Origin of the sequence: Alkalihalobacillus deserti, from assembly GCF_020734105.1 — a bacterium.
Taxonomy (GTDB): domain Bacteria; phylum Bacillota; class Bacilli; order Bacillales; family Bacillaceae_D; genus Halalkalibacter; species Halalkalibacter deserti.
Window position 1 is genome coordinate 511,038 of sequence record NZ_JAJAFR010000001.1, and the last position, 25,065, is coordinate 536,102.

Below are 25,065 nucleotides of genomic sequence, written 5' to 3' on the forward strand. Positions count from 1 at the left end.
TTCACATGGGAAAAATTAAAGTAGCGATAATTGGAACCGGAAATATCGGTACAGATTTGATGTTAAAAATAGAAAGATCAGCTACGCTTAAATTAACAGCCCTTATTGGAATTGATCCTGATTCAGATGGCGTGATGAGAGCAAAGGAGCGAGGCTATCAAACGTTTACAAATGGATTAGAAGAATTTTTAGCAACGAATAGCGAAATAGCAGATATTTTCTTTGATGCGACCTCGGCAAAAGCGCATGTTAGACACGCGAAATTATTACAAGAAGCAGAAAAGCAAGTGCTTGATTTAACGCCAGCTGCAAGAGGACCTTTTGTTGTACCACCTGTTAATCTAGGAACGAATTTAGATGTACCAAATGTTAACTTGATCACATGTGGTGGTCAGGCGACGATTCCGATGGTGCACGCTGTTAATTGTGTGTGTCCTGTTGAATATGCGGAGATAGTTGCGACGATCTCAAGTGAAAGTGCGGGTCCAGGTACAAGGGCGAATATCGATGAGTTTACGCAAACAACGAAGCGGGGTATTGAGGAAATTGGCGGTGCCAAGAGAGGGAAAGCAATTATTATACTAAATCCTGCCGAACCACCAATTCTGATGAGAGATACGGTTTATGCGGTTGTAGAGCCAGGAAAAATGGATGAAGTAGCCATTACAAAGTCTGTTAAAGAAATGGCCGAGAAAGTTCAATCCTATGTACCAGGTTACCGGTTACGTACAGAGCCAATCTTTGATGGCAACCGTGTGACGATTTTCTTAGAGGTGGAAGGAGCAGGTGATTACTTACCTTCTTATTCTGGAAATCTGGATATTATGACGGCTGCAGCTGTGAAAGTCGCAGAAGAGCTTGCAAAAAACAAGCTGAACTCAGCGATTTTATAAAATTTGCCTACTCACAGAAAGGAATGTTTTGGATGACCGATAATCGAGATATTATTATTACTGAAGTTGCCTTGCGTGATGGAAGTCACGCCATTAGACATCAATATACGATTGAACAAGTAACAGAAATAGCTCGAGGATTAAATGATGCAGGGGTACCGTATATGGAAGTAGCTCATGGAGATGGATTAGGGGGATCTTCCCAGCAATATGGTTTGTCGCTCACTGATGAAATGAAGTTAATTGAAGCTGCCGTATCTGTTTGTGACCAAACGAAAGTAGCAGTTCTGTTAATTCCAGGGATTGGAACGAAGGACGATCTAAAACAAGCGGCTGAAATTGGGGCGAAAATGGCAAGAGTAGCAACTCATGTAACAGAAGCAGATGTGTCTCCACAACATATTAATCTAGCAAAAGAACTAGGTATGGAAACAGTTGGTTTCTTAATGATGTCGCATATGGCTCCAGTGAATAAGCTTGTTGAACAAGCAAAATTAATGGAGAGCTACGGGGCTGATACTGTTTATGTTGTTGATTCAGCGGGTGCATTACTCCCAAATCAAGTACGGGAAAGAATTAGAGCATTACGTCAAAGTTTAACAATCAACATAGGCTTTCATGCGCATAACAATTTGTCTCTTGCGATGGCGAACACTCTTGTTGCAATTGAAGAAGGAGCTACAAGAATCGATGGTAGCGTTCGTTGTTTAGGAGCAGGAGCTGGAAATACACAAACAGAAGTATTAGTCGCTGTCTTAGAGAGAATGGAATTAAAGAGCGGCATTGATTTATATAAAATGATGGATTTGGCTGAAAATATTGTTGCGCCTATTTTAACGCAGCCTCAAGAGATTACAAGAGATAGTTTAGTGATGGGCTATGCAGGTGTATACTCTAGCTTCTTACTTCATGCCCAAAGAGCAGCGAAACAATTTAAAATTGATCCTCGAGATGTTTTAATTGAACTAGGAAAGAGAAAAGTCGTCGGAGGGCAAGAAGATATGATTATCGACGTAGCTGCTGAAATAGCAAATAAAAAAAATAGTCTTAGAGTTTAATAGGGGGAAATCATATGAGTATGTCGAATAAAGAAATAGCTGAATTTTTATTAGATGCAGAATTACAGAGAAAAGATGTTGTACGAATCACATCAGATAAAGTTCCTAATTTAACGGTAGAAGAAGCATATTCAATTCAAGAAGAACTAGTAAATTTAAAGTTAGAGCAAGGTCATTCAATTGTTGGACCAAAAATGGGCTTAACAAGCCGGGCAAAAATGAAACAAATGAATGTCGAAGAACCAATTTTTGGTTATATTTTCGATAATATGGTTGTTTCAGAGGGATCTCAAATTTCGTTGGCTGATTTTATTCACCCTAAAGTGGAGGCTGAAGTAGCCTTTATCCTAGGAAAAGATATCGAAGGACCGGGTGTCTCTGGAGCTCAAGTTCTAGCGGCTACAGAATATGTCTGTTCGGCGCTTGAAATTATTGATAGTCGCTATGAAAATTTTAATTTCACCCTACCAGATGTGATTGCTGATAATGCCTCATCTTCTAAAGTGGTTTTTGGAAACAAAGTTCGTAAACCAGAAGAACTTGAATTGGATCTTGTTGGAACCGTCTTATCTATTAATGGTGAAATAAAAGATCTGGGCGCTGGTGCGGCAGTCTTAGGTCATCCGGCAAATTCAGTTGCGATGCTCGCTAACATGCTCCACCGCAAAGGCGAGAAGTTAAAAGCAGGGCAAGTCATTTTAACCGGTGGAATCACAGGAGCTGTCCCTTTATCCTACGGAGACCATGTAACCGCTAAAATTGACGGACTAGGTGAAGTAAGCTTTTCAGTAGGAGAATAAGAGAGATCGTACAAAAAGGCGGTTTTCCTTTTTGTACGATCTCGAAGCAATGAGCGAAACCGCTGCCATGTTTTAAGCCTTATGAGTGGTTTTCTCATAAGGCGCGCAGCGAGAGAAGCCATTGCCTTCATAGAGTTTGCTAAATCTTTAGATTCAAAAAGGTGGTTTTCCTTTTTGTACGATCTCGCAAATCTTTTTATAGAATAGAAGTTAATAGATCTCAAATTTAACCCAATAAAACATAAAGATAATTAGAAAGGAGAACGCAGATGCCAATTGTAAACGTTAACATTATGGAAGGGCGTCCTAAGGAAAAAATAGAACGGGTTATTGCCGATATTACGGAAACGATTACAAATACGTTAGAAGTTCCGAAAGAGACGGTTCGAGTGATTGTCACGGAGATTCCTAAGAGTCACTGGGGAATTGCAGGGGAATCTGTAGAGAAACGTAACGCTTCAAAGTAGCCTTGAATCACAAATAAATTAAATGTAGGAGGGTTATTTATGACTATTGAATTAGGCATTTTAGCTGCTCACGTTCCTAGTATTTGTCATAGAGAAAATGTACCTCAATTTCAACAAGATATCGTCACAAAAATGGATGACATTGCAGTGAAAATAACAGAAATGAAGCCAGATGCCGTAATTTTGGTTTCGTGTCATTGGCAATCGACTTTTCACCATTATGTAGATGTATTACCCGGACATAAAGGAATTTTAACCGCATTCGAATGTCCCGATATTATTTCTGATGTTGAATATGATTATCCTGGCGACCAAGAGCTTGGAAACGCATTAGTATTGGCAGGAAAACATGCTCAACTTCCCGTTATTGCTGTAAATGATCCAACATATGTATGGGACTATGGCACAGTCGTTCCTTTACGTTATCTTGTACCCAATGCAGATATTCCAGTTGTCAATTTGTCTATCACGATGGCAGCTGGTTTAGAAGAAACGTATAAATGGGGCGAAGAAATAGGCAAAGTGTTAAATCAATCCGATAAAAAATATGTGTTTGTTTTTAGTGGTGCGCTTGCTCATAATCTAGTACGTGGTCGTCATCATATGCCGACCGTATCTGAACAGGCTTTAGATAAACAGTTTATTGATTATGTGATGAATAAAAACTGGGAACTAGCTAATGAGATGCTTCCACAATATGCGAAAGTCGCTGGGGTGGAAGGTGGAGGGCGTCATCTTGCCATGATGCTAGGTGCTTTAGAAGATCAATATAAACCAACTTTTCATACGTATGCTCAATCATCAGGAAGCGGGAATGCCATCATGACATTTGAATTAGAAAATCATTTACAAGGTACAAAATGATTAGTGCGAACACTGCAAAGAATGCTTGCAAAAAGATATTCTATAGAGGAATGTCTTTTCTCTTTTTTATTTGAATTTTTGACTTGATTGAGAGTGCAGTCCATATCCCTTAAACAGACCAAATAGTCTTTTTTTTAAAAAACAATAGATTTTTTAGGGGAAACTGTAGGTAGGAACGAAGGCATTGAAAAAGAATAAAGTGATTTATAAAATATCTTTAAAGATATTCACCAAGTATAATAATGTGAATTCAATTGTTGTAGTAAAAGCGATTCATGTGGGGAAATGAGAAGATTCAAACAGGGGATTTGTTGTTGGAGTTGGAAGAGGGTTAATAGGAACTTGTATATTGATAGTATATTTAATGTTGAATAGTTAGTATTTATGTCTCTTTTTTTGCTTATAACTCACATAAGTTAAAGAAACATATTTAAATATAATAATTATAATTTTCCGAATTTAGTTTACATTCAATTTCTCTATCGTTATAATATTTATAGATTAATTTTTATATGTATAATTAACTCGATTTAGTTGTAAAGTTTATTTGTGGTTAATCGAAGATAGGTCTAAAATTAAGCAATGTAAAAGTTTAAAATACTTGGTGAGGTGAAATTTATGCAATTTAATGATGTGAAAAATACTGAACAGAACAAAGAAGAAAAAGCGGTTTCAGCTACATATTCAAGGACGAATCCGTTTCTAGCCGAAGTGCTTGAAACCTTAAATTTAAATCGACCTGGCTCTAATAAAGAAACGCGACACATAGAATTATCATTAAAAGATTCGAACCTTTCATATGTTCCTGGTGATTGCCTTGGTATCTTTCCAGAGAATGACCCAGAATATGTGGCTACACTTGTTGAGGAAATGAAATGGGACGCACATGAAAGCGTTACAATTAATAAAAAAGATGATAAGCTTCCACTACAGGAAGCTCTGACAACATACTTTGAAATTACTTTATTAACGAAAAAGATTCTGCAACAAGCGGCACAACTAACAGAAAATGAGGAAATTCAGAATCTTGTATTACCGGAGAACAAAGATCAACTAAAAGAATATATGGAAGGGCGCGATTTGCTCGATCTTTTGCGTGACTTTGGTCCATGGAAGGGGTCAGCGCAAGAGATTGTCTCTCTATTAAGAAAGATGCCACCACGTCTGTATTCTATTGCCAGTAGCTTAACAGCAACTCCAGATGAAGTGCATCTGACAATTGGTGCTGTTCGATATGAAGCTCACGGACGTGAGAGAAAAGGGGTATGCTCTGTACAATGTGCAGAACGTCTTGACCAAGGAGACACGATTCCGGTTTTCATTCAGCAAAATAAGCACTTTTTTCTGCCAGACTCCACAGATACAAAAATAATTATGGTTGGTCCAGGGACAGGAATCGCCCCATTCCGTTCATTTATCCAGGAACGCGCAGTGAATGGAGGAACAGGTGAATCTTGGTTATTTTTCGGGGACCAGTATTCGGCAACTGATTTTCTTTACGAAGACGAGTTGGAAAAGTACCAAAAAGATGGTGTACTAACAAAACTAAGTACTGCGTTCTCACGTGATTCAGAAAAGAAAGTATATGTACAGCATAAAATGCTTGAAAACAGCAAGGAATTGTTTGCTTGGCTAGAAGATGGTGCATATTTTTACGTTTGTGGGGATAAGCAATATATGGCCAAAGACGTCCACAACACGCTTATAGATATTATTGAAAAAGAAGGCGGTATGAGCCGTGAAGCAGCTGAAGAGTATTTAACTGAGATGCAAAAGCAAAAACGATACCAGCGTGATGTATATTAAAAGAAAAAGTTTAATGACAATTATAATCTAAACCTCTTTAGAGACAGGACTTTTCCCTGTCTCTTTATTTGTGTGTACGAGGTATCTTCATTAACTAGGAAGTACAAGTCCGCCTTTGGGGAGCTCAGATAAACCATTAATAGACGGTAGAAAGGATGCGTCCTTTTGTGCCGTGGGATGTCTAACTGTAGAAACTGTTCATATGCCTTTCTTCAACGTTTAAAAACATTGATTACGTTTATCAGATTAATCATTTCTAATTAAATTTGGGCAGGAACTTTTTCCACTCAGGCCTTTCGTACAGTTTTCTAATAAATAAATTCAAACCAATTTTAAAGACTGGATCGATGCTTTTTGACGATCTCGTATATGTCATCTCAATTATAAAAGGATACGGCGATGGCGAAAAATATAATTTCAAGAAAATTTCTGATTGCGTTTTTGATGCCTGTCATTATTTTAGGTGGAATTTACGGAGGGATATTTACGCCAACGGAAGCAGCGCTTGTCGCAGTTGTGTATGGCTTAATTGCAGGAGATAGGATTTACCGAGAAATAAAGTGGAAAGATTTGCATTATATATTCACTTCTTCCATTCAAATTACATCTGTCATTATGTTTATAATTGTTGGGGCCTCTGTTTTTGGGTCTTACTTAACACGAGAAAAAATCCCAGCTCAAGTTACAGAGTTTATGTTAGCGATTTCGGACAATTGGATTATAACTCTATTAATTATTAACCTTTCCTAAAGGTCAACTTTTCGCTCTTTAGAAATCGATCTAGTTTTTTCGTTTGATGTTGCTTTTGTAGATAAATAAACCCCGGCAATAACCACAATCCCCCCTAATAACTGAATGATCGTAACGGTTTCTCCTAAAAATAGAACAGCCCCAATAATCGTAAAAAAGGGTATCAAGTTTAAGAAGATAGATGCCCGAGCTGGGCCGATAGCAGCAACTCCTTTATTCCAAAAAATTAAAGCAATCACAGAAGGGAATATTCCTAAATATAGAAGTCCAACGATCAACTTTGGATCAAATAAATAATCGAAGCCCTTTCGCCATTCATAGACAGCAAATGGAAACAAGATAATTAAGGCTATGAACAACATAACTGCTAGACTTCCATATAAAGGGTACTTATGATTGTGTTGTTTAATTAACAAAGAGTAGATAGCCCAAACAAAAACGGCAATTAAGACAAGGATATCTCCAATATTAAATTGAAATTGACTAATCACTTCCAAGGATCCTTTTGTGATCACCCATAAGGCACCTACTAATGATAAAAAGATCCCAACGTATTGTACGATGTTTAATCGCTCCTGTAAAAAGACCATTCCTAGTATTATGGCAAAAATGGGGGTGCTTGCTTCAATGACAGCTACATTCGTTGAAGAAGTATACTGTAAAGAGGCATACAAAAAGAAATTAAATAGAACAATCCCACTCAAAGATAGAGAAACGAGAGGTTTCCATTCCTTTATCCAAAGTGAACGATTTTTCTTTAGTTCATTAAAGCCGAGAGGAAAAAGAATCGTAAAAGCAATGCAACAACGTAAGAACGTAATCGTAACCGGAGGCAAATCATTAATTGCTTTTCCAATTAGAATATTGCCTGAAAACAAAATCATAGTTATTATAAGGAACAAATAAGAGCGTAGCATATATAAATCTCCACCTTTTCTCAGTGGTAATTGTAACACAAAGGTATCGCAGCTATATAAAATACCGTTTTGGAATTTATTTTCATTAATAATCGATTACTTTGTTGGGAAAAAGATAGATTATTTTTTTGTAATCATTTACTCTGTAAAAGTATCTATTTTTGTTTGATAGACATTACAGTTAACGTATGTAAAGAAAGAAGGGAAAGAATGGATTCAATAAGTTATAAGAAGTCGACGATTGTTGCACTTTTGCTAGCAGGATCTTTTATAGCAATATTAAATCAAACGCTAATGATAACAGCAATACCGCCGATTATGGAAGAAATGAATGTGACGGCAAACAGTGCACAATGGCTTACTACCGTATTTATGCTTGTAAATGGAATTATGATCCCGATAAGTGCCTTTTTATTAGAGAGATTTACAACGAGACAGCTCTTTATTACGGCTATGGGTGTCTTTGCTTTCGGGACATTAGTGGCAGGTGTTGCACCTAATTTTGAAGTGTTACTTCTTGGTAGAATTATTCAATCAAGTGGAGCGGGTGTGATGCTTCCGCTTATGATAACCGTCTTTTTAATGATTTTCCCTGTTAATAAACGTGGTGCAGCGATGGGGTTGGTTGGACTCGTTATTTCGTTTGCTCCGGCCATTGGTCCAGCTTTTTCTGGTTGGGTAACAGGACATTACTCATGGAGACTTTTGTTCTTTATCATTTTACCTATTGCTCTTATTGATATTTTAATTGCTTTTTTTAAGTTGAAAAATGTAACGGAAGTCACTCGACCAAAAGTGGATGTTCTTTCAATTATGTTGTCGTCCTTTGGGTTTGGAGGACTTCTTTACGGATTTACGAGTGCGGGAAACTACGGTTGGACGGCGTCACTTACCCTTTTTTCACTTGGAATTGGAGTGGTGTCACTTGTCCTATTTATCACAAGACAGTTAAAGTTGGTCCATCCAATGCTTGAGTTTCGAGTTTTCCAATATTCCATTTTTCCGTTCGCTGTCATCATAGGAATGATTACCTTTATGGGATTAATTGGTGTTGAGACGCTCGTTCCCTTGTTTATGCAGAATATGAGAGGATTTACAGCGTTTGAAGCGGGGCTTGCCCTGTTACCTGGTGCTGTTATAACAGGGATAATGGCACCGATAATCGGTAGGGTCTTTGATCGAATAGGGGCTAGATGGTTAGTGATGATTGGCTTAACGATTCAAACGGTGGCTTCATTTAGTTTTATTCGTTTAGGGCCTGAGACATCCTTTTCTTTTATTACAATCATGTATGCAGTAAGAATGTTAGGATTAGTCATGGTCTTAATGCCAATTCAAACCGCTGCTTTAAATCAGTTACCAAAACGTTTGATTCCTCACGGTGCGGCGATGGATAATACGATGCGGATGATTGCAGCTTCAGTTGGGACGGCTATTCTTGTGACTGTGATGACAACGGTAACCTTGCAAAGTGAACAACAAGCTGATATCGCCTACCCAGACATTCATGGAGCGAACGTTGCCTTTATCGTCGTTGCGGTTCTTTCGTTAATTGGTCTTATTACCTCATTTTTTGTGAAATACAATAAGCCAAATGAAGAAAGGCTTAACCCGCAGCCCTCTAAAAAGTCAAATTAAGAGATTAGTAGTGAAGCTGAATTCAGTTATGGAACAGCTTCACTTTATGAATAGATAAAATCATAAAAAATTTGAGTGAATATAGGATGGTTTTCAATGAAGCATGTCAACTCGAAGGTACAATGACTTTACATGCTTGATCGTCATTCGGCTTAAAAGAAAACAGTGGTATCGCTCATTCTAAGAAAAGACGGCTAGTGCCGTTTTTCTCTGTTTAAAGCCATTTTTTAGCTTTTTTATAGGCGAGAGAAGCTACGTACATCTTTTGTAAATTGCGACAATAATCGCTCGTAATATCGAAAGAACTGGGTGCTTCAATTTTTTTAAAAAAGGAAAATACATCTGAATTCCCTGGGCAATACCAATCGTGATGGTCGGTGAAAGTATGGGTGACGTCAGCCCAGCTATCTTGTAAAAAAGGACTGTAAATTCGGTTTCTAAGTCCACAAGATGTTTCTCCTTTTAAGCTATCATTCTTCTTGGTCGTGAAGGTGGTTGGCCAATAATCGGAACGAGAACCTGTGTGGGGAATTTCTGTTGCAAAAAAATAAATGTCATCATAAAGAGGGGTCAGCCCAAAGAGCATGGCATAGAGTTGTTTCCCAAAATCGATTCGTTCAGATAAACAAGCGAAATCCGCTAAAGAAAATCCGGCTAGCCGCTTTTTCGTCTCATTATAGTGAAAGGGAAATAGCACATGAGTCATTTGGAAAAGCTCCTGAGCCTGAAACAGAAGGGTATCTAGTACACGTTCCTGATAAAATGAATCTTGAATAACTCGTTTTTCAATGTAATGCTGTTCATTTATAATTAAAGCTACAGTTAAAAAGTTTGAATCTTTTGATGTGAAAAAATAATCCCAAATGGGCTTCATAAATCGCGACACCTGAAAATAAGGAAGAAGGTGGAATAAACTTTTGTTTTGTTTTTTACTTTCTTCATAAAGTAGTAGTTGAGGATAGGCATCATAAAAAATAAGCGCATTAGAAAACTCTAGAAACATAAAGAAATCCTTCTTTCTGCCTTGAGTAAGTATATCCGTTAACCCACCTTGAAGATCAGTCATGTTCCAGCCACCGTTTCTTGAAACGAGATGAGCTAATAAAGCCCAATGGAGTTCGGGGTGTTTTTTGTAAAAATGAAGATAGGCATTTGTTCGAGTCGCATTGTTTTGATTAGTCTTTTTTACTTTATGTTTGAGGTGACGGATTAGATTTTGTTCAACGTCTGATAAAGATGATAGAGGTTCTTTTTTTTGAAAGGGTTGTTGTGTGATTGTTTGTTTCAATTTTTTGAAAACCGTTGAATGTATCGCTAGTGGAGAATCGACTAGGCGGCATTTCGCCTGATAGTGTTTTTTTTCGAATGTATGAATGATGGTTTGCTGGATCATGTTAGGGATTTGGAAGATTTTTTTTATCATATCCAAGTTCAAAACCTCCTTCTTTCTACTTTATGTATGAATAAGGAGATTCGTTTAGAAATGGGATAGGTACCTAATGTAATTCCAAAGTCTGTACACACACTGAATATTAGCTTAAAAAACCTATAGCTAAAGCCATGAGGTACTGAAAAATTCAGCAATCAACTTTTTGATTTTCCTAAAGCTATGTGGTTGTTTTTGTTAGTTGTAAATAGTAACCCATTAAAGGTATGGTATGTGCATATTAAGTTGAAAGTGATATATACAAGAATTAATAATGGCAGAATTTCAGGATAAGATGGCGGACTGTTTAGGGAAGAAAAGCTCTGTTTTTCCGATGGAACGATAGCTCAGCAAATTGCGCTAACAATCTGCTGTGATCATTATGCGACTTTTCTACAAGAGCGAATAAGTTGAATAGGAGTAAACAAATGAAGGAACAGGATTATGATAAATTGTTGAACGTTGAAACAGGAGAAGACGGTAAGGAATTCCACAAATCTTGGCATTATAACCGTTATGAAGCAACCCCCTATCGTGCTCTTGAAACATTATTTTCTCATTATCAATTGAAGAGTAGTGATCGAATCGTTGACTTTGGATGTGGAAAAGGTCGATTGAATTTCTTTATTTATGATAGGTTTCAGGCATCTGTTGTGGGGATTGAAGTAGATGAAATTTTGTACAGAGAAGCGATGGTTAATCAGAAATATTATTTATCCAAAACAAACAAAGGACAAGAAAAAATCCTCTTCCTTTATTGTAAAGCCGAAGATTATCAAATTGACGAATTAGACAATCGATTTTACTTTTTTAATCCGTTTTCAATTCAAGTGTTTAGACAGGTCATTAATCAAATATTGCTTTCAGTCGAGAAAGCAGTCCGGGATATAGAGATTATTTTATATTATCCATCCAAGGATTACATTTCTTTCTTAGAGACCTATACTTCTTTTGAATTACAGAAAGAAATCATCCTACCGGAATTACATGAAAAAAATCAGAATGAGAGATTTTTAATTTACCAATTGGTTTACTAGGAAAGCAGGGAGTCTCTTTAAGAGAGTCTCTGCTGCCTTAGTGTTATTTGCATAAAGAAGCCACTTATATGGAATTCAACGGGAAGTTAACTCTAACCAAGGAATTTCAATTGGCAATTGTTTGTGAAAATATTGGCATATAAGATGATTTAATACTGAGTAGAAACCTTAACAAATATTAGGGAGAGCTACGTTATGAAAATTATCCTAGTCTGAAGGATATTTTGTCGAATATTTATCTGGTCATGTTGTGAATCAATTGGCTCGTAAATTCAAGAAAAAGCTAGATGAACAGATTACGCCTCTTGGGCTATACAGTTCCCAAGGGGCGTTATTTATTATTGAGCAGAGAAAGGAAAAGTTAGTTATTAAAAAGCCTAAAGACTCGGCTCATGTTAGTTAGATCCACAATGACATTACTTTAAGTTTCATATGTAAAAATGCTACGGAGTTTCTAAAATTCATAGCATTTTTTATACCTCATCTCATCACGACAACTTTTTACTCTAGCTAAAAAATGTTTTGAATTTTGTGTGATTTGTTCGGGTAGCCATTTCAACCTAATTCTTCTATGAGTAATAAACCGAAGCGAGTTGAAACAGAGATCATGACCAGAATCGAAAAAAACACAGTCATACAACACTGATTTGAGTTAAATGAGTTATGCTGTTCTTTTGAGCTGTCTTAAACTGTTATAGATGAAGGGGAAATGCCAATTAGATTCACGTGTAAGAGATTTGTTAGTGGAAGGAAGAAAAAAGCACCTGCTCGAAATCAAGAGCAGGTATACAGAGTTCTTATCGATTTTCTAAACGAGCAATCCGTTCATTCAAATCAGGATGGGAGGAGAAGAGTTGCATCACTCCACCTTTACCGTTGATTTTCATCGTTTGGATCGCTGAATCATCGGTACGATCATTAACTTTTGCACGATCGACATAATTTTTTAATGAACGTAGGGCATGGGCCATTTTGTCGCGTCCTGCAAGATCTGCGCCCCCACGGTCAGCGTGGTATTCGCGGTGACGGGAGTAGGCCATAACAACCAGACTTCCTAGAATAGAAAATAAAATTTGGAAAATGATGATAGCAACAAAGCGGACAATCATTTCCATTTCAGAACGGACTAAGCGTGAAACAAGAATCGCAGCGATTCTGGAGAAAAAGACTACAAAGGTATTGACGACCCCTTGTAAAAGAGTCATTGTTACCATGTCTCCATTTGCTACGTGAGCTATCTCGTGAGCAATAACTCCCTCTACAGCATCGTCATCCATCACAGTTAGGAGACCAGATGAAACTGCAACAAGGGACCGTTTCTTTGAAGGACCTGTTGCAAATGCATTTACTTCAGATGACTGATAGATTCCAACCTCTGGCATATGTGTTAAGCCAGCTGCACGAGATAGACGGTGAACCTTTTCAACTACAGAACGCTCCTGTGCGTTTAGTTGGCCTTCTGGCTTTACCACCTTGACATTCATCATTTTTTTAGCCATCCACCTAGACATTGCTAAAGATATAAATGATCCAGTGAAACCAACAAGTAAACTAAATACCATGAGCCCCATGTAATCAATTCCTAGTCCAGGACCACCGTTTTCAAACGACCCATTGATACCTGTAAAAGTCGTAATGATCGACCAGACAATCACAATCGTCGTCATCACAAGAATATTCGTTAAAATAAAAAACAATAATCGTTTACCCATTATACGCCTCCAATTGTAAGTTTCCTATTCTAGTTTAACATGTTTAGACAATAAGGTTAGAAGATTAGCATTAGTTGAATAAACTCATTAAATTACTCTGAAAAAAATTCAGCTAAAAAACTTATTTTCAGTGGAAGGAACTATTTTTCTTACAATAAATCACTCATCCTTAATTCTGTTGAATGAAATTAAACTGTTAGTAGTGAATGAGTCTTGATAAAAGGACGTTTAATGATGAAAGAAATCCTTAAATCTTTTTTGATTAATTACTCAAAAAAGATAATTGCCATAGAAGTGGTAGAACTAATTTCCCACTCTCATCAGCTGTCATATGACAAGTTTGCTGAAGCCTTTTTGGTGAAGTACATAGATTAGGAGACTCAAAGAATTTTTTGAGTCTCCTAATCTGATGTTAAATTAAGAAGTAGATTCAGGTTCAGTTAGTAGCGATGTGTGGATATAGCCTGTTTGTTCAGTACCAGGAACGGCTACTTCAATTTCAGTCATGTTAACATCCAACACTTCTACTTCCGTTCCCTCTTCATACAATTCGATTGTGTTGTCTTCGATCATGTCTTCAAGTTGACTACTGGAATAATCGACTTTATACAAGTCATATAATTCCTCATATGCACTATTAGTAAAGGTAACAAACGCATCAGTAGCTAATTCTGCGGTTTGTCCCGCTACAAAAAATGATCGATCTACACTCTCATTATCTATTCTAACTTGATTGTTTGTAAGTACTTCTTCGAAATTGTCTTCTAATGCCTCTTGAGTCAGAACCTCTCTATCAACATTGCTACATGCACCTAGAAGAATAACTATTGATGCGATTACGATGAAGTGTTTTCCCATTATAATCATCCTTCCTTAATTATTTGTTATTACCTATTTAAAACGATCAATCGGAATCCCATCCAACTCTGAAATGGAATCATTTGTACTTGAATTTTTTTCAACATCGTTTGAAGTGAGATTTGTTATGATTTCTTTACTAACCCAATCAATGGATTCAATCGATTCTGTAGCTAATGCGACCTTTCTCCCTGGTAACCAAGATCCTGTATCAACGATTAAAGAATGGATGGCCCAAGAATGATCATCGATGACAAAGTCAACAACATGACCAATCTTTTTATCTGTACCCATAACGTTATATCCAGTTATTTGTCCTTTAATTTCGTTTATACTTCTTAAAGCGGCATCGGTTTCATCGTCTGGTTCTCGATCATTTTGCAGTTCGCGTTGTTGTTCAGCGATAGATGGGACATTACTCATTCCCCATAAACCACTTCCGATCCAGTAAGGTGCCCAGCCATAATAGCTATGAAGTTCTGTTTCTTTTTGACGAGATAGGGGCTGATGTTCTTCAATAGATGGACTATTTTCTATTTGTTCTTTAGTTGCTAAAACAGATATTTTGTTATCTACTAAATCAACACTGTCAAATGAACTCGGTGACACTAATACTTTTTGACCTGGTAGCCATTTAAGCGTATCTATTACAAAATAACGTATCACCCATTTTTCACTATCGAAGTACAAATCTTTTACTTTGCCTAATTCTCCGTCTGTCGCCCTTACAACACAAGATTCTACTAACTTAGCTTTGTAAAGAATAATGAATCCCTCCTCGTTAATATGATCTACTCTTGTAAATATCCACTAAGAAGAAAAATTAAACATTTGCAGGTTAGTTAAAAACTATGAATCTATGGTGGAAGGGTTATGATGAGGGGGGTAATGACGTTAAGTATCTGTTTGCATCTTTTAAGAGTTAGTTTTTCAAGGTGAAGAACATTTTTAAAATTTAGAATTAATGGGTGTGTGGAAAAAGAGGAATATAATTTAAAGATAATCTCTGAACTAGGAGTGGTTTAAAGAAATATTATGCAAGATTACTAAATCAGGAAGGATAACTAAGACCAAATCATCGGCAGATTGTGATGGGAAAAGTTTAATATACTTCAAAGCGGAATATAGAAAGGCCTCTTCTAACGATTTAAAATGAAATAAAAAGCGAACAGGGCCAAGTCTGTTCGCTAAAATGTAATGATTTCTACGCACTTGTTTTCTGATTTGGCATGCTTTCTGGGTAACCGTAACTGCCATGTTCACTTAAGTCAAGTCCAATAATCTCCTCTTCCTCAGATACACGTAAGCCACCTACCAAAGATTTTGTTAGTAAAAGTAGAACGTAAGAAACAATGAAGGCGAAAGTCGCGACAGCCACAATTCCTAAGAGTTGTATTCCTAGTTGAGTGAAGCCACCGCCATAAAAAAGACCAGCACTACCTTTGCCGTTTAACTCTGCAAGTTCAGGAGTTGCAAAGAATCCTGTAGAAAGGGTTCCCCAAACTCCTGCTACACCGTGAACAGACAGAGCGAATATAGGGTCATCAATTTTTGCTTTTTCGAAAAGTTTCATACTAAAGAAGATGATACCCCCAGCAACGACACCGATTAGGGCAGCTGCCCATGGAGCAACGAATGCACATGATGCTGTAATTGCAACTAGACCTGCTAATGCCCCATTTAACATTGTAGGCACATCCGATTTACCTGTCACCGCCCAAGTGACAAACATGGCAGCTACTGTACCTGCTGCAGCTGCAAGCTGAGTATTTAAAGCAACATACCCAAAAAAACCATCAGCTACCCCTAGTGTACTTCCGGCATTAAAGCCAAACCAACCAACCCACAAAATTAAAACTCCGAAAGCAGTAAAAACCTGGTTGTGTCCAGCTAAATCATTAGCCGATCCATCTTTATTAAATTTGCCTAGACGTGGTTTAAGTAAAATAGTTGCTGCAAGAGCCGCCATCGCACCAGTTAAGTGAACGACAGATGAACCTGCAAAATCTTGTTTTCCTATATGAGATAACCAGCCACCACCCCAGATCCAATGTGCGACGATTGGATAAACAAATACTGAGAATAAAGTTATGAAAACAACATAAGTGGATAGTTTTGCTCGCTCAGCTAATCCTCCCGTAGCAATTGTGACGGCAATCGCTGCAAACATCATTTGAAAAAGGAAATCGACCGAACTCACTAGCCCCTCTTCACTTACCGAATAATCCCCAAAAAAGAAATCAGTTAATCCAATGAATGCATTTCCTTCTCCGTATGCGAATGCCCAACCGACTGCCCAAAACACTAGTGAGGAGATTCCGATTGTAAAGATTGTTTTACCAGCAACGTGTCCGGCATTTTTCATACGTGTAGAACCTACTTCTAATAGAATGAATCCACCTTGCATAAATAAAACTAAAATGGCAGAAATAATAACCCAAAGATTATCCATCAGGACTAATTCAGACATTTATTGACACCTCTCTATAAGTAACTTTTTAATGTGAGTATAGTTAACATCTGTTGTTAGCTAGTATAGAGTTCTTGATTTTCAGTTTCCACAACAATGTAAGATAATCTAACGGTGTATCAATTTTTTTCCATTAATGGGATGAGGGTTATGAATTAAGAATATTTTCATGAAACGAGTCAATCGTGGTATCTATCTTAAATTTCATCCAATGAAAGATTAATTACAAGAGAGTTGGAGGAGGGATTGACAAGCAATGATTTTAGTTAGCAGTTTAAAGTTAATATAGATGGATAGATCGAGTATTTAGATTGAAAAATTTGAAATTAAACTGATATATTAAAGATCTAGCTCTATAACTTCAATAAATAGTTGAGATCTGAATTGGCTGCTTTGGTATGTAAGTGGAGGAAGGAAATAGACGAAGAAAATAAAAAATGAAGTAAGACTTGCTTTTACTAATTTTATCTGTTATTCTAAGGAAGAATTATTTTTGTTCATCTGTAATTGAAGAAAAAGTATTTGAACTTTTCGCCTTTGATATCTAATTGAGCAACTATAGTAATAAAATGTGAATTTTAAAATTCACTTAGGAGGAAACACACATGCAAGAAGGTACAGTAAAATGGTTTAACGCAGAAAAAGGATTTGGTTTCATTGAAATCGAAGGAGGAGAAGATGTATTCGTACATTTCTCAGCTATCCAAGGCGAAGGTTTCAAATCTTTAGACGAAGGCCAAAAAGTTACATTTGACACTGAACAAGGTCAACGTGGACTTCAAGCTACTAACGTTAACAAAGCATAATTAGAAAAGGACTCTATTATAGAGTCCTTTTTTTTTTGGAAAATAAGAACGTATAAAATTAGAGTGGATACGGGTACAGATGGGTTTCAAGCATGAAAGTCAATTCATAGGTGGCAATGGTTCAACAGGCTGCGCGTCGAACAACAAGAACTTCACTTGTCGTTTAGCTTAAAAGAAAGCAGCGATTGCGCTCATTGCTTCTAAGAAGACTTTGCTAGCGCCGTTTTTCTTATCTAAAAATAGACGAAAAAAGACTGACGCATTCTTGCTCGATTTTAAAACCTAGCTATACAAGGATTTTGAAGTCAAAAGCCTCTATATAAAGGTCTTGGATCAGACAAGTTTAGCCAGTCTTGAAGACAACCTATAAACAAGTGGTAAAAAGGTTAGACACAGCATAACACATTAGGTCGAGAATACCTAAATAAATTTAAAAACTAAGTTTTTATTTGATAACTAAAAAAGGATGATTTAATAGTCAGAGAGGACTTTTTCATTCATCTTTTGCTTGGATTAGAATAATAATCCAAGCGCTTTTGTGTGCTAATTGTTTTGTTATTTCACTCGTTATTTATACTGTTCTTTTACTTTTTCTCCACATTACCAGAACTACTTAGTCTCTTTAGGGTGACTTTAATACTGAACATACGGCCTTGCATTTAATAAGAAATTCTTATTAGGGTTTCTTAAGAAAAACGCAGAGTCATTCAATCCACTGAACAATGTCCTTCATATCTTTTCTAGTTTTAGGACGGGGTTCGTTTGCACGATAGCCGAATGCGGCCATGACCGAAATGGCTAAATGCCCATCTTCGAGTAAATTTTCTTCTTCTAACACTTTCTGCACTTTTTCAAAACTAAAACCTTCAATTGGACAGGAGTCAACGCCGATTACAGCTGCTGCTGTCATCATGTTAGATAATGCAATATAGGTTTGTTTTCCTGCCCAATCCAACATCGTACGCTCATTTTCCAAAAGTTTAAGATCTTTTTCTTGGAAGGTCTTGTAGCGCTCTTTGATCTGATCAAAGAGCTCTGGTGGGAATTTTTTCACGCTTAGCATTTGATTCTTTACGTAATCGGAGTCATATTTTGTGTCTTTGATGGTTCGTGCAAGAATTACGACAAAATGGCTTGCTGTTGGGAGCTGACCCTTTAGCCCCCCAGGAAACTTCTTTCAGTTTGTCTCTAAGTTCATGGTTTTGAACTATAAGAAACTTCCAAGGTTCATAGCCCACCGAGCTTGGAGATAATCTTCCTGCTTCTAAAATAAAGTTAAAATCCTCATCGGATATTTTCTTTGAAGGATCAAATTCCTTTGTAGTATGTCTAAAACGCAGTGCATCTAGGATATGTTTCTTTATAGTTGTGTTAGTCATATGTAATTCGCCCCGTTTCTTGAACGTTTGAGGATTGATAGGTTAACAGTGGATAATTGTGGAACTTAAATGCTTCTCTCATTGTAACAGTCTCCGTGACGGCTTTTTACTCAACTCCTGGAAACCAACCTGGTGAAGTAACAATTTTATTCCAAAGTGGGTCTGGTACAATAAGTCGATCTTGTCCTTGTAAATCCAGCTTTGTTTCAATTTCTGATTCACGGCCTTCCTTTACCTTTGCAACCCAATCTGGGTCAATAATGAGTTGTCTACCGAGCGCAATTAAAGGCACACCTGTTTTCATAGCCTTTAGGGCATCTTCTGCTGTCTGGATTGAACCGACTCCAATCACAGGAACGCGATCCTGTACTTTATCTAGCACTAATTCTAAACGTGAACGAGTATCATCCCCCCCTCTTCTTGAAGATGAATCAAATTCCATTAATGAGATATGAAGATAATCAAGTTCCTTGTCAGCTAAAGCATGGATTAATTCAAGTGTGTCATCCATCGTAATCCCAGGTGTTGAAGGTTCTTCTGGTGAGAAGCGATAGCCAATAATAAAGGGATTTTTGGCATGATCGTTTACCACTCGTACCACTTCATCAACAACGGCTATCGGAAAAGTCATACGCTTTTCTAAACTCCCACCAAAGCGATCTTCGCGGCGGTTAGAATGTGGTGAAAAGAATTGTTGAATTAAATAGCCATTTGCTCCGTGAATTTCGATACCATCAAATCCAGCTTCAATCGCACGTCGGGTCGTTTCACCAAAAGCATGGATCATATAATTGATTTCTTCTTCATTTAAGGCTCTTGGTACAGGTCCTGTTGATTCACCTTGATCAGCAGCAACTGCAGATGCGCTAACAATATTGCCATCAGGCACTAAATCTGGTGGACACATACGACCACCATGGAAAATTTGCAAGATAGCTTTTGCACCTTGTTCTTTGATGGCTGTGGCTAGTTTGCGAAGACTCGGAATCATCTCATCACGGTCTCCCGCAAATTCGCCTGGGAACCCCTTTCCATTTGCAGTCACATTTGTACAGGCCGTGATCACCATGCCGACTCCTTTGGAACGACGTATATAATAATTCACCTCATCCTCTGAAACAGTACCATCTGGATTTGAAGAAAAGTTAGTCATAGGTGCCATAACAACACGGTTTTTCAGTTGAAGACCTTTTCTCAAATCAATGGTTTTAAACAAGTTACTGTATGTTAAATCCATTTTTCTGTTCCTCCTGTTGTCAGTCTCTTCAAAATTTACTTTGAAGAGACTGAAGATGTTCGTGCAAGTGTTATAGTATGCTTTCCTTATTCTTGCAGTCAAATAACTTGCTTGAGCGTACGGGTCTAATAAAGTAATTTTTGAAAAAATGGGGTAAATCTGAGGAAGCTAAGTCATTCTTAGTAGAAAAGTGAGTATATCTATGATTGAGCGAGATAAACAATGATGTTCTCCGTTTTCATCACGAAGTTTTCGTTTCCATCGGTTTTTACAACTTTTGTAAAAAATTGGTGGGTCGATCATAATAAGAATACACTAAATCGAAAGAAGGAATTTATTATGAGAAATTTCTTATCGAAGCTATATGTAAACTTATGTGAACATCAGCAAGAACGAGTGAAACAGATGATGAACCAAGGATATTATTATTAAATCAAAAATTCGGACCTCCCAAGATGAGAATTGTGGGAGGTTTTTTTTCGCTATTCTAATCGATTGAGTGCGATCTCTATTTAGATAGTTGGTTCTAAGGGATGGTCAATAAATAGAGAGTAACCAATTATCTATAAAGGAAAATCGTTACAAATGTATGATTTCTTCACAGGATGCTTATGACTTACAATTAATAAATCTAGATTGTTATTTAAGTGGGAACCGATGAATATAAATTATAGAATAAGTTAACAGACAGTAAAGGACTGATAACATGGAAGACAAAGTGTTGATTGTAGAAGGCAGAAGTGACCGAAAACGTATACGGCAAGTCTTGGCTGAAGAAGTCGAAGTCGTTTGTACGAACGGAACATTAAGTCAAGAAAAGCTAGAGACGTTGATTTTTCCTATTGAGGACATGGATGTATTTATCCTTGTAGATGCTGATGATGCAGGAGAAAGCTTGAGAAAACAGTTGAGAAGGGAATTGCCAAACGCCACTCACTTATACACTCAAAAGGAATATGGACAGGTCGAGACAACACCTTTTCATTATCTAACTCAAATATTAAGAGCGCATTTTGAAGTAAAAGAAATATTCTAATGTTAAACCATCATTAAGATTAGTTAAGACCTAAAGAAGATCGAGGTTTCATCTTTGAGGATAAAAGAAAAGACAATAAACCATACTACTAGTAGAAATCCTAACTAGGAGGGCCTACTATGAAAAAGGATCAAGAACAACAAAAGATGCAAACGACATCTGACCAACAAATACAAGCAACAGCTGATCATCAAGATCAAAGTGATAATGAAAAAACAGCACAGAATGACGGATTTCGTTATGATTATGACGATTCGTCTGATGTGTGATTATACCGACTCAAGCCATCCTTATATAAGATAAGGGTGGCTTTTTTATACAAATAAGTAAGTGGGCTTAAAAGTTTAGCTTACAAAAACTAAAATTTATTAATCCTTCAATAAATTAGCAAACTGTGCGTTTGTGATCATGATTAAATCGGCCACCTTTAATTCAATCTGCATACCAATCAGCCCTCCACTGACAATAATCGTTTCAAGTTGCTCAGCCGTTTGATCAATATAAGTAGGAAACAATTTTTTCATCCCGATTGGAGAACAGCCACCACGCACATAACCGGAAACTTTCGTAATATCCTTTACTGGTATCATCTCAATTTTCTTTTCGCCAACTGCTTTCGCTGCTTTCTTCAAGTCAAGCTCAGCTTCCACGGGAACAACAAAAACAAAATAGGCCTTGCTTGAACCTTGAGCGACTAATGTTTTAAAAACGATCGCGACCTCTTTGTCAATTTTCTTAGCAACGGATATCCCATCAATTTTGCCATCTTCTGCACGGTAGGATAACATTTCGTATTCTACTTTTTCTTTTTCCAATATTCGCATTGCATTTGTTTTTCCTTTTTTCATTTCATTCTCCTTGCATTGTTTTTAATTGTAATCAGCTGTATTAGTTGTTTAGCTGACAAAAAATTCATTATAATAAGGTGAATAAGCATTCTTTTTAGATTATACAATTACGGAGATACTTATAGTAGTTGATTAATAGGAGGTCTTTAAATGAGTAATGTGTTCGAGGATGACGGTTTGGCTCTACATACAGATGCTTACCAAATAAATATGATGGAAACGTATTGGCACGACAATATACATAATCGCAAAGCTGTGTTTGAATTGTACTTCAGAAAGATGCCATTTGGGAACGGTTACGGTGTATTTGCAGGGTTGGAACGTGTAATTGAATATGTGAAAGAATTCCGTTTCACAAAGAGTGATATTGATTATTTGCGTGATGCGGTTGGATATGAAGAGGAGTTCTTAGATTACTTAAAAACCATTAGATTCACAGGATCAATTCGTTCAATGAAAGAAGGGGAGCTAGTCTTTGGCAATGAACCAATTCTGCAAGTGGAATCAACCCTTGCTGAGGCTCAATTGATTGAAACAGCGCTGTTAAACATCATTAACTATCAAACATTAATTGCGACAAAAGCTTCAAGAATCAAACAGGTCATAGGCAGTGAAAAAGCGATGGAATTTGGAACGAGACGAGCACAAGAAATGGATGCGGCCGTCTGGGGGACGAGGGCGGCCTTCATTGCAGGATTTGATTCAACGAGTAACGTGCGTGCGGGAAAGAAATTTGGGATTCCTGTTTCAGGTACACATGCACATTCGATGATTCAAGTGTATAAAAGTGATTACGTGGGAATGAAAAAATACGCTGAGAGTTGCGCGAGGCGGAAAAATAAAGTATTTATTCCTCTTGTTGATACATATGATGTTTTGCGTTCAGGGGTCCCCGCTGCTATTGAAGTAGCAAAAGAGTTTGAAGGGCAGATTGATTTTACAGGGATCAGATTAGATGGTGGTGATATGGCCTATTTGTCCAAAAAAACGAGAGAAATGCTCGATCAAGCTGGATTTCATTCCACTCTGATTGTCGCTTCAAGTGACTTAGATGAACAAACAATTCTTAGTTTAAAAGCGCAAGACGCAAAAATTGATGTCTGGGGAATTGGGACAAGACTTATTACGGCTTATGATCAGCCGGCACTCGGAGCTGTTTATAAAATTGTCGCGATTGAAAATGAAAATGGGGAAATGGTGGATACAATTAAAATATCCTCGAATCCAGAAAAAGTCACAACACCAGGAATGAAAAAACTGTACAGAATTGTGAATACCCTTAACCATAAATCAGAAGGTGACTATATTGCTCTTCAAGATGAAGAACCACAAAAAGAAGAACGGCTAAAAATGTTTCACCCAACCCATACCTTTATTAGCAAATTTGTTACTGATTTTGAAGCGCGAGACCTCCATGTAGATATTTTCCTAAACGGAGAACTTGTTTATGAAAATCCTGATATTTTTAAGATCCAGAAATTCGTCTCTGAAAATTTCAATCTTCTTTGGGGAGAGTACCAACGTACATTAAACCCTGAAGAGTACCCAGTTGATCTAAGTCAAAAATGCTGGGATAACAAGATGACGATTATACAAGAGATAAAGTCAAAGGTTAAAGGCGGGACCAGGATATAGAGATGTTAAGAATAAGTAACCTATTCTATACCTGATTCAAAAGTCGGTGCCAGATCCCACAATGCGTCAGGGATCTGGCACCGATCTCATTTTAATATAATGCTTTGAATCGATTGCGAGGATAAAGATAGAAGACCAAGGTTATTTTCAACTTCAATGATAGAATTATGATTGACTGGCTGATAGTTTATTTGATCTTTCCGTAATTACGCTTACTAAGGCTATCTGTATTTCCCACTTGTTCAATATGGTAGGAATCGTAATCATGATCGTGATTTCACTGAGTTTGAAAATGAAAATGGAAAGTACGATCCCATTAACGCTCATTACAGTGTTAGCTATCATGAGTGCCCCGGGAAATGAAGATCTTTTATTTACCTTAAATCGCTTTTTGATTATCCTTGTCGGTACTGGCTCTGCTATATTTGTTAACCTTATGATTTTGCCACCAAAATATCAGAGAAGCTACCTTGAACATATACATTCAACTTTTCAATACATGTCATTATTAATACGAAAGGGTACTAGCTAGCCATTTCGAAAAGTTGAAACTATGGGGCTATGTAGTGAAAATAGCAATAGTTTACAGTGAAAACGTTGGAGTACAAGTGATTTTTGAGGCAACTAAAAAAGAGATAAACAAAGGCAAGGGGACCCAATTCCCTTTCCTTTTCTTGATTTCTATTAGAATGTATACGCTAACCCTATAAAAACAAGCAGGATAAACAACACAATGATTAATGTAAAGCTACTTTCAACCTCCAATAACGTCCCTTATGAACAATTCCTCCTTTTAGCGCTACACAAATAACCTTATGAGGAGAAATTGTGAGGTGTGGGAGAAAATAAGCAGGAGTTTAAGATAAGAGACTGGTCTTTTTTTATACGGTAAATGCCCTTTATGAATGTTATATGTTTATTCGATTGAGAACCGGGTACACATTTAGTAGAGACAAATTATTTATTCGAAAGGATGATTTTAGTGGATAACAAAATGAGCGAGTTAATTGAAGGACTAAATGAGGACCTAGCGAATGAGTATGCTGCAAGTATTATGTACACCAATCATGCTGCAGTCGTGTCTGGTCTATATAGACAAACATTAAAACCCTTCTTTGAAAGCGAAATTTCAGATGAACAAGGACATGCTCTTTACTTAGCCGAAAAAATCAAGGTTCTTGGTGGTACGCCAACAATGAAACCAGCTGAGTTGGAGCAGCCTGATACCGTACAAGAAATGCTTGAAACAGCGAGAAAAGCAGAGAAAGATACAATTGATCGTTATGAAATGCGTAAGCAGCAAGCTGAGGCATTAGGTCAAACGGAACTAGTTGTAAAGCTTGAAGATATGATTGCCGATGAGACTCATCATATGGAAGAGTTAGATCGTATCCTCACGGATGCACATTTTAACTAGAGTGGTAGTTT

General features: G+C 37.2%; 22 protein-coding genes and 3 pseudogenes. 15 read left to right on the forward strand and 10 right to left on the reverse strand.

The features are described 5' to 3' along the window. Nucleotides 1-5: 5 nt before the first annotated feature. The 7 genes and pseudogenes from LDX58_RS02555 to LDX58_RS02585 form a co-directional block, all read left to right on the forward strand. Nucleotides 6-893, forward strand: a complete 888-nt coding sequence (locus LDX58_RS02555) for an acetaldehyde dehydrogenase (acetylating) (protein WP_227935281.1) — start codon at nt 6-8, stop codon at nt 891-893. A gap of 32 nt (nt 894-925) precedes the next feature. Further along, on the forward strand, nt 926-1,951 hold the full coding sequence (gene dmpG, locus LDX58_RS02560) for a 4-hydroxy-2-oxovalerate aldolase (protein ID WP_227935282.1): 1,026 nt from the start codon (nt 926-928) through the stop codon (nt 1,949-1,951). Between the two features lie 14 nt (nt 1,952-1,965). Then, nucleotides 1,966-2,751 (forward strand): 2-keto-4-pentenoate hydratase, encoded by a 786-nt coding sequence (locus LDX58_RS02565; protein ID WP_372459065.1) that lies wholly within the window; start codon nt 1,966-1,968, stop codon nt 2,749-2,751. 266 nt (nt 2,752-3,017) lie between these two features. Further along, a pseudogene (locus LDX58_RS02570) lies at nt 3,018-3,218 on the forward strand (4-oxalocrotonate tautomerase); the annotation flags it as partial. Between the two features lie 39 nt (nt 3,219-3,257). Beyond that, nucleotides 3,258-4,082 (forward strand): DODA-type extradiol aromatic ring-opening family dioxygenase, encoded by an 825-nt coding sequence (locus LDX58_RS02575; RefSeq protein ID WP_227935284.1) that lies wholly within the window; start codon nt 3,258-3,260, stop codon nt 4,080-4,082. Between the two features lie 618 nt (nt 4,083-4,700). Beyond that, complete coding sequence (locus tag LDX58_RS02580) at nt 4,701-5,888, forward strand: sulfite reductase subunit alpha (RefSeq protein WP_227935285.1); 1,188 nt, start codon at nt 4,701-4,703, stop codon at nt 5,886-5,888. A 362-nt stretch (nt 5,889-6,250) separates the two neighbouring features. Continuing rightward, nucleotides 6,251-6,632, forward strand: a pseudogene (locus LDX58_RS02585) (TRAP transporter large permease subunit); the annotation flags it as partial. Nucleotides 6,633-6,634: 2 nt separating this feature from the next. Here the strand turns inward: LDX58_RS02585 and LDX58_RS02590 are convergent. Next, nucleotides 6,635-7,555, reverse strand: coding sequence for a DMT family transporter (locus LDX58_RS02590; RefSeq protein WP_227935286.1), 921 nt, complete (start codon nt 7,553-7,555; stop codon nt 6,635-6,637). 210 nt (nt 7,556-7,765) lie between these two features. On the opposite strand from LDX58_RS02590, the gene LDX58_RS02595 reads away from it, so the two are divergent. Further along, nucleotides 7,766-9,193, forward strand: a complete 1,428-nt coding sequence (locus LDX58_RS02595; protein WP_227935287.1) for an MDR family MFS transporter — start codon at nt 7,766-7,768, stop codon at nt 9,191-9,193. Between the two features lie 214 nt (nt 9,194-9,407). Here LDX58_RS02595 and LDX58_RS02600 read toward each other — a convergent pair whose 3' ends face one another. Further along, nucleotides 9,408-10,616: a DUF2515 family protein gene (locus LDX58_RS02600; protein ID WP_227935481.1), complete on the reverse strand. Its 1,209-nt coding sequence runs from the start codon at nt 10,614-10,616 to the stop codon at nt 9,408-9,410. A 431-nt stretch (nt 10,617-11,047) separates the two neighbouring features. Between LDX58_RS02600 and LDX58_RS02605 the strand changes: the two genes are divergently transcribed. Further along, nucleotides 11,048-11,656: a methyltransferase gene (locus LDX58_RS02605; protein WP_227935288.1), complete on the forward strand. Its 609-nt coding sequence runs from the start codon at nt 11,048-11,050 to the stop codon at nt 11,654-11,656. Nucleotides 11,657-12,453: 797 nt separating this feature from the next. Here the strand turns inward: LDX58_RS02605 and htpX are convergent. The 4 genes from htpX to LDX58_RS02625 all read right to left on the reverse strand — a co-directional run bounded on the left by htpX (nt 12,454) and on the right by LDX58_RS02625 (nt 16,696). After that, nucleotides 12,454-13,368: a protease HtpX gene (gene htpX / locus LDX58_RS02610; protein WP_227935289.1), complete on the reverse strand. Its 915-nt coding sequence runs from the start codon at nt 13,366-13,368 to the stop codon at nt 12,454-12,456. Between the two features lie 417 nt (nt 13,369-13,785). Further along, nucleotides 13,786-14,226 (reverse strand): hypothetical protein, encoded by a 441-nt coding sequence (locus LDX58_RS02615; RefSeq protein WP_227935290.1) that lies wholly within the window; start codon nt 14,224-14,226, stop codon nt 13,786-13,788. Between the two features lie 33 nt (nt 14,227-14,259). Further along, nucleotides 14,260-15,033: a PRC-barrel domain containing protein gene (locus LDX58_RS26345; protein ID WP_308017429.1), complete on the reverse strand. Its 774-nt coding sequence runs from the start codon at nt 15,031-15,033 to the stop codon at nt 14,260-14,262. Between the two features lie 397 nt (nt 15,034-15,430). Next, a complete protein-coding gene (locus LDX58_RS02625) occupies nt 15,431-16,696 on the reverse strand; it encodes an ammonium transporter (RefSeq protein WP_227935291.1) in 1,266 nt (421 codons plus the stop codon). Nucleotides 16,697-17,301: 605 nt separating this feature from the next. Here LDX58_RS02625 and LDX58_RS02630 point away from each other — a divergent pair. Beyond that, nucleotides 17,302-17,502 carry a cold-shock protein gene (locus LDX58_RS02630; protein ID WP_060671790.1) on the forward strand — a complete coding sequence of 67 codons (201 nt, stop codon included), beginning with the start codon at nt 17,302-17,304 and terminating at the stop codon, nt 17,500-17,502. Nucleotides 17,503-18,205: 703 nt separating this feature from the next. Here the strand turns inward: LDX58_RS02630 and LDX58_RS02635 are convergent. Both LDX58_RS02635 and LDX58_RS02640 read right to left on the reverse strand, forming a co-directional pair. Continuing rightward, a pseudogene (locus tag LDX58_RS02635) lies at nt 18,206-18,881 on the reverse strand (NAD(P)H-dependent oxidoreductase). Nucleotides 18,882-18,987: 106 nt separating this feature from the next. Continuing rightward, nucleotides 18,988-20,118, reverse strand: coding sequence for an NADH-dependent flavin oxidoreductase (locus tag LDX58_RS02640; RefSeq protein ID WP_227935292.1), 1,131 nt, complete (start codon nt 20,116-20,118; stop codon nt 18,988-18,990). Nucleotides 20,119-20,824: 706 nt separating this feature from the next. On the opposite strand from LDX58_RS02640, the gene LDX58_RS02645 reads away from it, so the two are divergent. After that, on the forward strand, nt 20,825-21,154 hold the full coding sequence (locus LDX58_RS02645) for a toprim domain-containing protein (protein WP_227935293.1): 330 nt from the start codon (nt 20,825-20,827) through the stop codon (nt 21,152-21,154). A gap of 119 nt (nt 21,155-21,273) precedes the next feature. Continuing rightward, nucleotides 21,274-21,423 carry a hypothetical protein gene (locus LDX58_RS02650; RefSeq protein WP_227935294.1) on the forward strand — a complete coding sequence of 50 codons (150 nt, stop codon included), beginning with the start codon at nt 21,274-21,276 and terminating at the stop codon, nt 21,421-21,423. Nucleotides 21,424-21,522: 99 nt separating this feature from the next. On the opposite strand, the gene ybaK is transcribed toward LDX58_RS02650, so the two are convergent. Further along, nucleotides 21,523-22,002, reverse strand: a complete 480-nt coding sequence (ybaK, locus tag LDX58_RS02655) for a Cys-tRNA(Pro) deacylase (protein WP_227935295.1) — start codon at nt 22,000-22,002, stop codon at nt 21,523-21,525. A 150-nt stretch (nt 22,003-22,152) separates the two neighbouring features. Between ybaK and LDX58_RS02660 the strand changes: the two genes are divergently transcribed. Together LDX58_RS02660 and LDX58_RS02665 are read left to right on the forward strand one after the other, a co-directional pair. Further along, nucleotides 22,153-23,637 carry a nicotinate phosphoribosyltransferase gene (locus LDX58_RS02660; RefSeq protein ID WP_227935296.1) on the forward strand — a complete coding sequence of 495 codons (1,485 nt, stop codon included), beginning with the start codon at nt 22,153-22,155 and terminating at the stop codon, nt 23,635-23,637. A gap of 229 nt (nt 23,638-23,866) precedes the next feature. Continuing rightward, nucleotides 23,867-24,169, forward strand: a complete 303-nt coding sequence (locus LDX58_RS02665) for an aromatic acid exporter family protein (protein WP_227935483.1) — start codon at nt 23,867-23,869, stop codon at nt 24,167-24,169. 152 nt (nt 24,170-24,321) lie between these two features. On the opposite strand, the gene LDX58_RS02670 is transcribed toward LDX58_RS02665, so the two are convergent. Further along, nucleotides 24,322-24,402 (reverse strand): YjcZ family sporulation protein, encoded by an 81-nt coding sequence (locus LDX58_RS02670; RefSeq protein ID WP_227935484.1) that lies wholly within the window; start codon nt 24,400-24,402, stop codon nt 24,322-24,324. Between the two features lie 229 nt (nt 24,403-24,631). Between LDX58_RS02670 and LDX58_RS02675 the strand changes: the two genes are divergently transcribed. Further along, complete coding sequence (locus LDX58_RS02675; RefSeq protein WP_372459079.1) at nt 24,632-25,054, forward strand: ferritin-like domain-containing protein; 423 nt, start codon at nt 24,632-24,634, stop codon at nt 25,052-25,054. Nucleotides 25,055-25,065: the final 11 nt, after the last annotated feature.